This window comes from Amycolatopsis sp. NBC_01488, assembly GCF_036227105.1.
Lineage (GTDB): Bacteria > Actinomycetota > Actinomycetes > Mycobacteriales > Pseudonocardiaceae > Amycolatopsis.
In genome coordinates this window covers 2,885,070-2,897,594 of record NZ_CP109434.1, presented here as the reverse complement: position 1 = coordinate 2,897,594, position 12,525 = coordinate 2,885,070, and the positions used below count along the sequence as shown (strand labels likewise).

13 protein-coding genes and 1 tRNA gene are annotated in these 12,525 nt (G+C 71.0%); 7 read left to right on the top strand and 7 right to left on the bottom strand.

What is annotated here, in order from left to right:
• Positions 1 to 3 precede the first annotated feature (3 nt).
• On the bottom strand, positions 4 to 165 hold the full coding sequence (locus OG738_RS14050) for a DUF4177 domain-containing protein (protein ID WP_086679227.1): 162 nt from the start codon (positions 163 to 165) through the stop codon (positions 4 to 6).
• A gap of 105 nt (positions 166 to 270) precedes the next feature.
• Here OG738_RS14050 and OG738_RS14045 point away from each other — a divergent pair, with 105 nt between their 5' ends.
• From OG738_RS14045 to OG738_RS14035, 3 genes are read left to right on the top strand one after another with little or no spacing between them, the layout of a single operon-like run.
• A complete protein-coding gene (locus OG738_RS14045) occupies positions 271 to 519 on the top strand; it encodes a hypothetical protein (RefSeq protein WP_329054231.1) in 249 nt (82 codons plus the stop codon).
• 21 nt (positions 520 to 540) lie between these two features.
• On the top strand, positions 541 to 1,548 hold the full coding sequence (locus tag OG738_RS14040; protein WP_329054229.1) for an ArsA-related P-loop ATPase: 1,008 nt from the start codon (positions 541 to 543) through the stop codon (positions 1,546 to 1,548).
• Positions 1,545 to 2,666 carry an ArsA family ATPase gene (locus OG738_RS14035; RefSeq protein ID WP_329054227.1) on the top strand — a complete coding sequence of 374 codons (1,122 nt, stop codon included), beginning with the start codon at positions 1,545 to 1,547 and terminating at the stop codon, positions 2,664 to 2,666. Before OG738_RS14040 ends, OG738_RS14035 begins: the two co-directional genes overlap by 4 nt.
• A gap of 81 nt (positions 2,667 to 2,747) precedes the next feature.
• Here the strand turns inward: OG738_RS14035 and OG738_RS14030 are convergent, their stop codons facing one another.
• On the bottom strand, positions 2,748 to 3,044 hold the full coding sequence (locus tag OG738_RS14030) for a WhiB family transcriptional regulator (protein WP_329054225.1): 297 nt from the start codon (positions 3,042 to 3,044) through the stop codon (positions 2,748 to 2,750).
• 343 nt (positions 3,045 to 3,387) lie between these two features.
• On the opposite strand from OG738_RS14030, the gene OG738_RS14025 reads away from it, so the two are divergent.
• The 3 genes from OG738_RS14025 to OG738_RS14015 all read left to right on the top strand — a co-directional run bounded on the left by OG738_RS14025 (position 3,388) and on the right by OG738_RS14015 (position 6,914).
• Positions 3,388 to 5,562: a transglycosylase domain-containing protein gene (locus OG738_RS14025; protein WP_329054223.1), complete on the top strand. Its 2,175-nt coding sequence runs from the start codon at positions 3,388 to 3,390 to the stop codon at positions 5,560 to 5,562.
• 268 nt (positions 5,563 to 5,830) lie between these two features.
• Positions 5,831 to 6,811, top strand: coding sequence for a metallophosphoesterase (locus tag OG738_RS14020; protein ID WP_329054222.1), 981 nt, complete (start codon positions 5,831 to 5,833; stop codon positions 6,809 to 6,811).
• Positions 6,812 to 6,840: 29 nt separating this feature from the next.
• Positions 6,841 to 6,914, top strand: a tRNA-Pro gene (locus OG738_RS14015).
• Positions 6,915 to 6,955: 41 nt separating this feature from the next.
• Here OG738_RS14015 and OG738_RS14010 read toward each other — a convergent pair.
• Positions 6,956 to 7,726: a methyltransferase domain-containing protein gene (locus OG738_RS14010; RefSeq protein ID WP_329054220.1), complete on the bottom strand. Its 771-nt coding sequence runs from the start codon at positions 7,724 to 7,726 to the stop codon at positions 6,956 to 6,958.
• 39 nt (positions 7,727 to 7,765) lie between these two features.
• Between OG738_RS14010 and OG738_RS14005 the strand changes: the two genes are divergently transcribed.
• Positions 7,766 to 9,616, top strand: a complete 1,851-nt coding sequence (locus tag OG738_RS14005) for a S9 family peptidase (protein WP_329054218.1) — start codon at positions 7,766 to 7,768, stop codon at positions 9,614 to 9,616.
• 36 nt (positions 9,617 to 9,652) lie between these two features.
• Here OG738_RS14005 and OG738_RS14000 read toward each other — a convergent pair whose 3' ends face one another.
• The 4 genes from OG738_RS14000 to OG738_RS13985 form a co-directional block, all read right to left on the bottom strand.
• Entirely contained in the window at positions 9,653 to 9,838 is a 186-nt protein-coding gene (locus OG738_RS14000; RefSeq protein ID WP_020642058.1) for a tautomerase family protein, read from the bottom strand.
• A 10-nt stretch (positions 9,839 to 9,848) separates the two neighbouring features.
• Positions 9,849 to 10,475: a TIGR03085 family metal-binding protein gene (locus OG738_RS13995; protein WP_329054215.1), complete on the bottom strand. Its 627-nt coding sequence runs from the start codon at positions 10,473 to 10,475 to the stop codon at positions 9,849 to 9,851.
• Positions 10,476 to 10,562: 87 nt separating this feature from the next.
• Positions 10,563 to 11,951 carry a glutamate decarboxylase gene (locus OG738_RS13990; RefSeq protein ID WP_329054214.1) on the bottom strand — a complete coding sequence of 463 codons (1,389 nt, stop codon included), beginning with the start codon at positions 11,949 to 11,951 and terminating at the stop codon, positions 10,563 to 10,565.
• 74 nt (positions 11,952 to 12,025) lie between these two features.
• A complete protein-coding gene (locus OG738_RS13985) occupies positions 12,026 to 12,502 on the bottom strand; it encodes a Dps family protein (protein ID WP_329054211.1) in 477 nt (158 codons plus the stop codon).
• Positions 12,503 to 12,525: the final 23 nt, after the last annotated feature.

Here is a 12,525-nt window from a genome sequence, read left to right as displayed (position 1 = left end):
CGGTCAGCCCTTCGGACGCTTGAGGTACGCGACGTGCTGCTCGCCCGTCGGGTTCGGCAGCACGGTGACCAGTTCCCAGCCGTCCTCGCCCCACTGGTCGAGGATCTGCTTCGTGGCGTGGATCAGCAGAGGGACGGTCGCGTACTCCCACTTGGTGGCGCTCATGAACCGGGAGCGTAGCCAAGCGGGCAAGGCCGCCGGGGGCCGCCGCCGGATTACCGCACGCGACGCGCCGGAGTGTGGTTCATCTCACGCCGCTAGCGTGGGTTCGTGGAAACGTGGCGCGTGATCGCGACGGCGCTGCTCGCGGCGGCCGGGCTGCCTCTGGTACTCGTCGTGATGGCGAAGGTGCGCGACCGGACGCAGAGCTCCGGCCAGGTCGCCCTCGGCGGCGTGATCACCTTCACGCTGCTGGTCGTCCTCGGTGTGCTGATGCTCACCGTGCTGCCCGGGCTCGTCGCCTGGGTGCTCGTCGCGGCCGTCGCGGCTGCGGTCAGCGTCATGCTGCTGGCCAGCTGAGGGCCGGTTTAGGGTGAAGAAGTGACCACTCCCCATGCCGGCTGGACCGACGAGCTTGCCCGCGCCCGGCTGCACTTCGTCACCGGCAAGGGCGGGACCGGCAAGACGACGCTCGCCGCGGCGCTCGGGCTCGCGCTCGCCCGCGAAGGCCGGCGCGTGCTGCTCATCGAAGTCGAGGGCCGCCAGGGCATCGCCCAGCTCTTCGACACCGAGCCGCTGCCCTACGCCGAGCAGCGCATCGCGTCCGTTCCCGGCGGGGGCGAGCTGCGCGCGCTGCACATCGACGTCGAAGCCGCGCTGCTCGAGTACTTCGAGATGTTCTACAACCTCGGCTTCGCCGGCCGGACGCTGCGGCGGATGGGCGCGATCGAGTTCGCGACCACCCTCGCGCCCGGGCTCCGCGACGTCCTGCTCACCGGGAAGATCAAGGAGTGCGTCGGCCGCACCGAGTCCGACGGGCGGCACACCTACGACGCCGTCGTCGTCGACTCGCCGCCGACCGGCCGGGTCGTCAAGTTCCTCGACGTCACCAAGGCACTGACCGACCTCGCGAAGACCGGCCCGATCCGCGGCCAGGCCGACGGCGTCGTGCGGCTGCTGCACTCCGGCGAGACCGCCATCCACCTGGCCACGCTGCTGGAGGAGATGCCGGTCCGCGAGACCGTCGAGGCCGTGGCCGAGCTGGACGGCGCCGACCTGCGCCCGGGCGCGGTACTGGTCAACCGGGTCCGGCCGCCGCGGCTGCCCGCCCGGTCGGTCACCGCGGCCGCGGACGGCCGCGTCGACGCCTCCCGCGTCCGCACCGGGCTCGCGTCGGCCGGGCTGAAGCTGCCGGAAGGCACGCTGGACGCGCTGGTCGAGGAGACCGTCGAGCACGCCGTGCGGGTCGCGGCCGAGCAGCGGGCGCGCGACCAGCTCGCCGAGGCCGACCTGCCGACGCTCGAGCTGCCGGACCTGACCGACGGCGTCGACGTCGCGGCCCTCTACGACCTGGCCGAAGCGCTGACCGAGCAGGGGGTGCGGTTGTGACCGACATCGACATCGACGCGCTGCTCGACGACGAGGAGAGCCGCGTGATCGTCTGCTGCGGCTCCGGCGGCGTCGGCAAGACGACCACCGCCGCGGCGCTGGCCCTGCGCGCGGCCGAGCGCGGCCGCCAGACCGTGGTGCTGACCATCGACCCGGCGCGCCGCCTCGCGCAGGCGCTCGGCCTGCGCGAGCTGGGCAACCACCCGAAGCAGGTGCAGGTCGAAGGATTCGAGCCCAAGGGCGAGCTGTGGGCGATGATGCTCGACATGCGCCGCACGTTCGACGACATGGTGCGCGTGCACGCCGGCCCGGAACGCGCCGAACAGCTGCTGCAGAACCCCTTCTACCAGACCATTTCGACCTCGTTCTCCGGCACGCAGGAGTACATGGCGATGGAGAAGCTGGGGCAGCTCGCGGCCACCGGCGACTGGGACCTGATCATCGTCGACACGCCGCCGAGCCGGTCCGCTCTGGACTTCCTGGACGCGCCGACCCGGCTCTCGTCCGCTTTGGACGGCCGGATGATCCGGCTGCTGACGGGTCCGGCGAAGGCCGGCGGCTGGGGTCTGCGCAAGGTCGTCAACGCCGGGTTCTCGATGTTCGCGAAGGCCGTGTCGACGATCATCGGCGGCCAGCTGCTGACCGACGCGTCGGCGTTCATGCAGGCCTTCGACAGCATGTTCGGCGGCTTCCGCGAGCGCGGCCGGAAGACGGCCGAGCTGCTGCGCTCGTCCGGGACGTCGTTCCTGGTCGTGGCCGCGCCGGAGCCGGACGCGCTGCGTGAGGCGTCCTACTTCGTGGAGCGGCTGTCGGCGGAGTCGATGCCGCTGGCCGGGCTGATCGCGAACCGGACGCACCCGGTGCTCGCGAAGCTGTCGGGCGCCGAGGCGCGCGCGGCCGCCGAGTCCCTGCAGGACGGCGACACGAACGCGCCGCTGGCCGAAGCGGTGCTGCGGCTGCACGCGGACCGCGTCGACCTGGCGGCGCGCGAGGAACGGCTGCTGGCGCGGTTCACCCGGGCGCACCCCGAGGTGGCGCTGGCCCGGGTGCCCGCGCTGGCCGGTGACGTGCACGACCTGGAAGGCCTGCGCGCCATCGGCACCAAGCTCGCCGGCTGAAGCGCCGCTTTCACGTGCGAGCGGCGCGTGAGCTGAGCGGCGGGGCGTGCGGTGGCAGGACCGCATACCCCGCCGCGGCCCTCAGCCGACCTCGACCCGCTCTTCCGCGTCCCGCTTGGCCGCTTCCAGCAGGTCCGCCCAGCTGACCACGTCGGGGCGGCGGCGCAGCAACGCCCGCCGTTCCCGCTCGGTCATGCCTCCCCACACGCCGAAGTTGATCCGGCCGTCGAGTGCTTCGGCGAGGCATTCCGTCCGGACCGGGCAGCCCATGCAGACCGCCTTGGCCCGGTTCTGCTCCGCGCCCCGGACGAACAGGCCGTCCGGATCGGCGTCCCGGCAGGACGCGTTGATTCGCCAGCTCGACTGGTTGGTTTCCATGCCCCCAGCTCCCTACCCTGGTGATCGACGCACCAGCGGGGAAAGGCACTGCGCTCCTTGCCCCCGCGAGCGTGTCTCCCTCAGCTCACGTCGGTTACCCGGGCACCTCCCCGGTGCCGGTGCCGCCGTTCGGACCAGGCGAGCTCCCACTCGCGTTGATCCATCCGTCGGCTTTCTTCGTGAGACGTTGACGGACTGTAGGGGCCCTCGGTTCCCCCCGTCGAGACCCAGAATGCCTTCCGTTACCAGATGTCACTGAAGGGGGTCGGTTTTGTCACTGAATTCACACCCTCGGAGACACGGCGTCACCGGCGCCTGACCCGCTCCGGGTAGCCTGGCCCTCGTGCGAAAAGCGGATGGTTTGTTCAAGCTCATCGGCCTCTGCCTGCTCGCGGGGGTGCTCGTCGCCGGCATGCTCTTCCCGGTCGTGGGGGCCGCCGGTGTCATGTCGAACCAGGCCAGCGAGACGGTGGAGAAGACGTCTTCGGACCTCGCCGACATCCCGCCGCCGCTGGTCACGACGGTTACCGACAGCACCGGAAAGCCGATCGCGACCCTGTACGACCAGTACCGGCTGCCGATCACCCCGGACCAGATCAACGAGGCCATGAAGTGGGCCCTGGTCTCGGTCGAGGACAAGCGCTTCTACGAGCACCACGGCGTCGACTGGCAGGGCACGCTGCGCGCGGCCGTCAGCAACAGCACCGGCGCGGACACGCAGGGTGCCTCCACGCTGACCCAGCAGTACACCAAGAACTACCTGATCAACGTCGTCTACCGGAACGACCCGATCGGCCAGAAGAAGGCCCAGGAGCAGTCGGTCGCCCGCAAGCTCAAGGAAGCGCGGATCGCGATCCAGCTCGAGACGAAGCTGAGCAAGCAGCAGATCCTGGCCGGCTACCTGAACATCGTCGAGTTCTCCCGCCAGATCTTCGGCATCGGCGCCGCGGCGCACGCGTACTTCGACACGACGCCGGAGAAGCTGACGGTGCCGCAGGCCGCGCTGCTGGCCGGCCTGGTGAACAACCCGATCAACAACGACCCGTGGAAGCACCCCGACAAGGCCACCCAGCGCCGCAACCTGGTGCTCGACCGGATGGTGGAGAACAAGAAGCTGGCCAAGGCCGACGCCGACCGCTTCAAGGGCGAGCCGCTGGGCGTCGTGCCGGACTCCCCGGAGAAGCCGCCGGCCAACTGCATCGGCGCGGGCCCGGAGGCCGGGTTCTTCTGCCAGTACGTCGAGGACTACCTGCTCAAGTCCGGGATGACCAAGGACCAGCTCTACACCGGCGGCTACACGATCAAGAGCACGCTGGACGAGAAGGCGAACCACGAGGCCAAGGTCTCGGCGGAGACCCAGGTCAACAAGACCCAGCCGTACGTCGCGAACACCTTGTCACTGATCAAACCGGGCAAGAACCGGCACGAGGTGGTCGCGCTCGCGGCCAACCGCGACTACGGCCAGAACCAGGACGCCGGGCAGACGACGTACGCACTGCCCACGGGCGTCTACAACACCGGTGGCGCCGGGTCGACGTACAAGATCTTCACGACGGCCGCGGCGCTCGAAAAGGGCGTGACCGGGATCTACTCGCCGATCGATGTGCCGGACACCTACGTGTCCCACGTGTTCACCGGCGGTGGCAACAGTTGCCCGCAGACCGGGCCACCGTTGCGCTCACGCTGGTACTGCGTTGGCAACGCCGGTGACTACAGCAAGATCGCCCAGGGCGCGACCGTGCAGATAGCCCTCGCGACCTCGCCGAACACCGCGTTCGTGGAACTCGAGGACCGGCTCGGCAGTACCGCGCCAGGCATCGACATGGCCAAGCGGCTCGGCATGCGCGACACGATGGCCAGCAACGCCGGAGGCGGGACCGTGGACCCGAAGGCCGATTCGGACGCGAAGAAGCTCAGCCAGGCGGAGTACTACGGCCCGCGGGGGAACAACCCCGGGTTCGGCGCGTTCACGCTCGGGTTCAGCCCGCTGAGCGGCCTGGAGCTGGGCAACGTCGCGGCGACGATCCTCTCCGGTGGCGTCTGGTGCCCGCCGACGCCGATCGGCAGCGTCACCGACCGCAACGGCAAACCGGTGCCGGTCAAGGAAGCGCCGTGCGAGCAGGCGGTGCCGGAAGGCCTGGCGAACACCCTCGCCGTCGGCATGAGCAAGGACGATCAGCCGGGCGGCACGTCGGCCAAAGCGGCGAGCGAGGTCGGCTGGGACCGCCCGATCATCGGCAAGACGGGCACGACGCAGGGCAACGTCTCGGCGACGTTCGTCGGCGGCACCCCGCAGCTGGCGGGCGCGGCGATGACGTTCAAGTTCGGCGGCGGCCAGGGCGGTATCTGCGACGCCGGCGCGGGCAACGTCCGCGTGTGCGGCTCCGGGAACATCTTCGGTGGCAAGGCACCGGCCCGGACGTGGTTCGGCGCGATGAAGAACATCATGGACGACAGCCAGCCGCACGTGGACCTGCCCCAGCCTGATCCGCAGTACATGGGCGGCCCGGGCCGGTAGCCGGGGAGGGGGCCCGCGGGCCCCCTTCCCCGTCAGTCCGAAGTGGACGGTCGCGGGGTCGACGGTCACCGGCGTCAGCGGACCCGGGCCGCCGGCCTGCGTCGTGTGCTCCTTGGTCACCAGGTACGTGACCAGCAACGCGACCACGACGACCGCGGCGAGCGCGCCGGCGCGGTGAACCTCGCCCATGCACCCTCGCCCGAACAGCGGCAGGTTCTCCGTAACGGCGGCGAAGTCATCCAACTGTTGAGCACGTATCCTGGACTTCGTGAGCACGCTCAGTAACACAAGCACGTCGGGGGCGACCGCGAAGCGCCTCGCCGCGGGGACGGTGGCGCTCGGCGTCGCGACCCTCGGTTACGCCGTCGGCATCGAACGGCGCCACTGGACCCTGCGCACCGCCGAGCTGCCGGTGCTGGCGCCCGGGTCGCGGCCGTTCACCATCCTGCACGTCTCGGACCTGCACATGCTGCCCGGTCACCGCAGCAAGCAGCGCTGGGTCGCCGCGCTCGACGAGCTCGACCCGGACCTCGTCGTCAACACCGGCGACAACCTGTCGCACCGGCAGGCCGTCCCGTCCGTGCTGCGCGCGCTGGGCCCGCTGCTCGACCGGCCGGGCCTGTTCGTCTTCGGCAGCAACGACTACTACGCGCCGAAGCCCAAGAACCCGGCCCGGTACCTGATGCCGCGGGGCAAGAAGAAGCGCATCCACGGCGTCCAGCTGCCGTGGCGCGACCTGCGCGCCGCGTTCGTCGAGCACGGCTGGACCGACCTGACGCACGTCCGCCGCACGATCGACGTCGGCGGGCAGGCGGTGTTCGCGGCCGGCGTCGACGACCCCCACCTGCGCCGCGACCGCTACCCCGACATCGCCGGCCCGGCCGACAGCAGCGCGGCCGTCCGGATCGGCGTCACGCACTCGCCGGAGCCCCGGGTGCTCGACACGTTCGCCACGGACGGTTACGACCTCGTGCTGGCGGGCCACACCCACGGCGGCCAGCTCCGGCTCCCCGGTTATGGCGCGCTGGTCACGAACTGTGAGCTGGATCGCACCCGGGCCCGCGGCGCTTCGCGCTGGGGAGCGCACATGTGGCTGCACGTTTCGGCGGGCTTGGGCACGTCGCCCTGGGCGCCGGCCCGGTTTGCGTGCCCGCCGGAAGCGAGCTTGTTGACCCTGGTCCCGCGCGGTTCGGGCTCGCCGAAATCGCGTAAGTCGGCCCCCCGAAAAGCCCGCGACACGGTCCGCTAGACTTGTCCACGACCCGTTAAGCAATACCTCGGGGTGTGGCGCAGCTTGGTAGCGTGCCTCGTTCGGGTCGAGGAGGTCGTGGGTTCGAATCCCGCCACCCCGACGAGTAAGAGCCGGTGTCTTCGGACACCGGCTCTTCTGGTTTCAGCGGGTCGCCGTCACCTCGACCCAGCACTGGCTGAAATCGCCGTCGCCGCTGCGGACCCAGGTCAACGCCGAACGGGCCGCGCTCGCCAGCTGGTCGCGGTCGCGGCCGGACGACGGGTCCGCTACGGCCGCATCAAGGCGGGCCTCCACGTACTTGGCCAGGTCTCGGTACGTCATGTCGGCGCGGTAGCGAGCTCTCGACACGATCTCCGTGAACCCCGCCGTCGCGCACTGGTCGGCGATCACCCGGCCCGCGAACGGGTTGCCGCCCGCTTGGCGGCGCAGCAGGTAGTGCCCTCTCAGCGCCGCGTCGACGTTCGCCGTCTTCGGGCGCAGCCGGGCCTTGCTCCAGTCCGAAGTGGACAGTGCAAGCCTGCCGCCCGGGCGAAGCACCCGGCGCAACTCCGCCAGCGCGTCCAAGGGGGCAGCGAGATGCTCGAACAACGCGTGCGAAAACGCGACGTCCACGCTCGCGTCGGCGAACGGCAGGTCGTAGGCCGACGCCACCACGAAGTCCACTGTGGACCTTCCGGCCCGGCGCGCGACGTCGCGGGCCATCGCGATCTGACCCGCGTCGAGGTCGATGCCCGTCACGCGGGATTCCGCGGCGAGCCCCAGGGTGATCGAGCCGGGGCCGCAGCCGAGGTCGACCACCCACGAACCCGGCCTGAACAGGGGTTGCGCGAACGTCGCGCGCTCCGCCGCCGTGCGCGCGGACATCATCGAAACCGCGTCTCGCCCGTAGCCCGGCGCGTAACCCTCCAGCACCCCGCACACAGTACGGCCAGAAGGTGGCAGGATCGAGGGGTGAGCACGCAGTCAGCCAAGCAATTCCCGCCCGCGGTGGTCCCGGACCGGCTGTTCGACGACGCCGAAGCCGAAGCCCGCTGGCGCGCCCGCTTCCACGCCCCCCGCATCTCGACGCCCGAGTGGGCCCGCGACGCCCCGGACGCCAACCTCTACGTCTCGAACGCCAGCGGCGTCTGGGAGGTCTACGCCTGGAATCGCGCGACGGACGAGCACCGCCGCGTCACCGACCGGCCGAACGGCACCATGCACGCCACGCCGTCCCCGGACGGCGAGTGGATCTGGTGGTTCGACGACACCGACGGCGACGAGTTCGGCTCCTGGGTGCGCGAGCCGTTCGCCGCGATCGAGGGCAGCAAGCCCGAGAAGGCCGTGCCGGACGTCCACGACGGCTACCCGGCCGGCCTCGAGATCGGCACCGGGATCGTCGCGGTCGGCGTCTCGACCGACGACGGCAGCGAGCTGTACGCCCGGATCGGCGGTGAGACCCACCGCTTCTACAGCCACGCGGACGACGCCGGCATCGCGTCGATGTCCCGCGACGAGAGCCTGATCGCGATCTCCCACTCCGAGCACGGCGACTCGCGGCACCCGGCCCTGCGGGTGCTCGCCGCCGACGGCTTCGGCACGGTCGCCGAGAAGTGGGACGGCGAAGGCAGGGGCCTGACCGCCCTCGAGTTCTCCCCGCTGCCGGGCGACCAGCGGCTCCTCGTCCTGCACGAACGCCGGGGGCGCGAGGAGCTGCTCGTCTGGGACGTCCGGGCGGACACCGAGACGGAGATCGAGCTCGACCTGCCCGGCGAGGTCGTCGCGGGCTGGTACCCGGACGCGCGTGCCCTGCTGGTCGTCCACTTCCACGAAGGCCGCAGCTCGTTGTACCGCTACCACCTCGACACCGCGGAACTGTCCCCTGTGGACACTCCGGCGGGGCGCATCGGCGGGGCCGGCGTCCGTCCGGACGGGACGGTCGAGTACTCGTGGTCCAGCGCCGCGGAGCCGGCCGCGGTCCGGGCGCGGACCGCCGACGGCGCCGACTCGGTGCTGCTCGAGCCGCCGGGCGAGCGGGCGCCGGGATCGGAGCCGATGACCGACGCGTTCGTGGAAGGCGTCGGCGGCCGGATCCACGCGCTGGTCTCGCGGCCGCCCGACGTGCTGGACGGCCCGCTGCCGACGGTGTTCACGCTGCACGGCGGCCCGCACGCGGCGGACGAGGACCGCTTCTCCGCCTACCGCGCGACCTGGCTCGACGCCGGGTTCGCCGTGGTCGAGGTCAACTACCGCGGCTCGACCGGCTACGGCTCGGCCTGGCGCGACGCGATCGAGGGCCGGCCCGGCCTGACCGAGCTGGAGGACGTCGCCGCGGTCCACGACTGGGCCGTCCAAAGTGGACTCAGCGATCCGGCGAAGTGCGTCGTCAACGGCGCTTCGTGGGGCGGTTACCTTTCCCTGCTCGCGCTCGGCACGCAGCCGACGCGGTGGGCGGCCGGCATCGCCGGGGTGCCGGTGGCCGACTACGTCGCCGCGTACGAGGACGAGATGGAGCAGCTGCGCTCGTTCGACCGCGCGCTCTTCGGCGGTTCGCCGGAGGACGTGCCGGCGGTCTACCGGGAGTGCTCGCCGATCACGTACGTCGACGCCGTCACGGCGCCGGTGCTCGTGCTGGCCGGCGACAACGACCCGCGCTGCCCGATCCGCCAGATCGAGAACTACCTCGACCGGCTCGGCGGCCGCGAACTGCACCACGAGTTCTACCGCTACGACGCGGGCCACGGCTCGCTGGTGATCGCCGAGACGATCAAGCAGACGTCGATCGAGGTCCACTTCGCGCTGCGAGCCCTCGGCCTGCGCTGACGCACTCGCCGGGAGGCCGGACGGTCTCCCGGCGAGTCAGCGCTCGGAGTGCAGGACGCCGCCGGTGGCCCAGTGGTCGGCGCCGACCTCGACGAGCGTCACCTGGACGCCCTCGGGCTTGCCGCCGCAGGTGCGGACGAAGGCGTCGGTCAGCTCCCGGACCAGGGCGCTCTTCTGGGCGGGCGTGCGGCCGGGGAACATGGCAACGCTGATCATCGGCATGACGCGCAGCCTAGAGCCCCCGGCTCACCGACTGAAGCTTCGTGACGGCGGCCGCGTCGCCTTCGAAGTCGACGTGCACGGCGTCGCGGCCGAAGACGAACAGCAGCAGGTCGATGGGCTCGCCGACGACGGTGACCGGGTCGGGCCCGGTCTTGACGGCGGCCTCGCGGCCGTCCTTCGTGCGCAGGGTGACACCGACCGGCGCCTTCCGCAGGTTGAGCTTCGCGGCCCCCTTCGCCGAACGCCAGGCGGCGGCGTCCCGCGTGGCGTCGGCGGGCCGCGGCTGCCAGTCCGGCTGCGCACGCCGGACGTCTTCGTGGTGGACGAGGAACTCGGCGGTGTTGGTCAGCTCGTCGAGCGGGCCGATCGCGGTGGGCCAGAACTTCGACGGCCCGCGCCGGACCTGCTCGACCAGGCCGTCCCACGGCTTGGCGGCGTAGCGGTCCTGGACCTTCTGCGTGTACCCGGCGAGCGCGGGCACCATGATCCCGGGCGCGGCGTCCGGCCGGTGCTCCCGCACGACGAGGTGCGCGGCGAGATCCCGCGTGCTCCAGCCTTCGCAGAGCGTGGGCGCGTCCGGCCCGAGGTCGGCGAGGAGGGAGCTCAAGGCCTGGCGTTCGTCAGCTGCGACACCCATGTGAGCGAGGTTACCCGTCGGTAGACGCCCTGGCGACGGGAAGAGACCACGGGCACGTGCCACAGCTCGTGGTGCGCCGCACCGGTACTAGTGGTGGAAGGCGGTCGCCTTGGCCAGGTCCTTCGGGTGGCCGCCCTCCTTCTCCAGGTCCGGTAGCACCCGGGCCAGGTCCGCCAGCAGCAGGTCCGCGAGGTCGTGCGTGAAGCCGTTGCGGACGACGATCCGCAGCACCGCCAGATCCGTGCGCTTCTCCGGGAACGTGTACGCCGGCACCAGCCAGCCGCGCTCCCGCAGCCGGCGTGAGACGTCGAACACGTCGAACCCGACGTCCGCGCGGGTCGTGAAGGCGAACACCGGCAGCTGGTCGCCGCGGGTCAACAACTCGAACGGCCCCAACGCGGCGATACCGGACGACAAGTGCTCAGCCACGTCGCGGGACGCCTGTTGCACCGCACGGAATCCCTCGTGGCCGAGCCGCACGAACGTGTAGTACTGCGCCGCGACCTCGGCGCCGGGGCGGGAGAAGTTCAGCGCGAACGTCGGCATGTCGCCGCCCAGGTAGTTGACGTTGAACACCAGCTCCGACGGCAGCGCGGCCCGGTCGCGCCAGACCACCCAGCCGACGCCCGGGTACACGAGCCCGTACTTGTGGCCGGACGTGTTGATCGACGCCACGCGCGGCAGCCGGAAGTCCCACTCGAGGTCCGGGTCCAGGAACGGCGCGATCATCGCGCCCGACGCGCCGTCGACGTGCACCGGGATGTCCCAGCCGGTGCGCTCCTGGAGGGCGTCCAGCGCCGCCGCGATCTCCGCGACCGGCTCGTAGCTGCCGTCGAACGTCGAGCCCAGGATCGCCACCACGCCGATCGTGTTCTCGTCGCAGCGCGCGACGGCTTCCTCGGCCGTGAGGTGGTACCGGTCGCCGTCCATCGGCACCAGCCGCGGCTCGACCTCCCAGTACTCGCAGAACTTCTCCCAGCAGACCTGGACGTTGATGCCCATCACCAGGTTCGGCTTCCCGGTGCGCCCGAGCTTGGACCAGCGCCGTTTCAACGCCATCCCGGCGAGCATGCAGGCTTCGGACGACCCGGTCGTCGAGCAGCCCATGATGTCCGTCGGGTCGGGCGCGTGCCACAGGTCGGCGAGGATGTTCACGCAGCGGCGCTCCAGCTCGGCCGTCTGCGGGTACTCGTCCTTGTCGATCATGTTCTTGTCGACGCACTCGGCCATCAGCTCGCGTGCCTGCGGCTCCATCCACGTCGTGACGAACGTGGCGAGGTTGAGCCGGGCGTTGCCGTCGAGCATCAGCTCGTCGCGCACGAGCTGCAGCGCCGCGTCCGGCGGCAGCGGGTCGTCGCGCAGCTTGTCGTGCGGCATGACGAACCCCGCCGCCAGCGCCGGGTTCGCCCCGGCGTAGAGCGGGTTCGTGCCACCGGCGCGGTTCGGGCGATCGGCTTTCCCCTGATGCAAGACCATGACACCGAACGTACTGAGCCCGGCAACGCGAAAGGGGCCGTCCCGTCCGGAACGACCCCTTTCGCGCGAAAAAATCAAGCCTGCTGGGCCTGCCACATCCAGTGCGCCTCTTCGAGCGCGCGGGTGATCTCGATCAGCAGGTCCTGCGTGACGAGGTCGCTCTTGTCGGTCTCGTCGATGCGGGCCCGCAGCCGCTCGATGAGCGCCGCGAGGATGTCGACGATCGCGGCGACCGTGGACTCGACCGACTGCCAGTTGTCGGGGTACTCCGGCACGCCCGAGCTCTCGACGACGGTCTTCGCCTTGCCGTTCGGCGAGATGCCGATGGCGTTGGCGCGCTCGGCGACCTCGTCGACGTACTGGCGCGCGGTGGCGACCAGCTCGTCGAGCTGCAGGTGCGCGCTGCGGAAGTTCGAGCCGACGACGTTCCAGTGCGCCTGCTTCGCGATGAGGGACAGGTCGACCAGGTCGACCAGCGTCGCCTGCAGGGCGTTGCCGGTGATCTCCTTGTCGGCCTCGGAAAGCGGGCTCTTGATCGGAGACTTGCTCATCTCTGGTGATCCTTTCCTCGGAC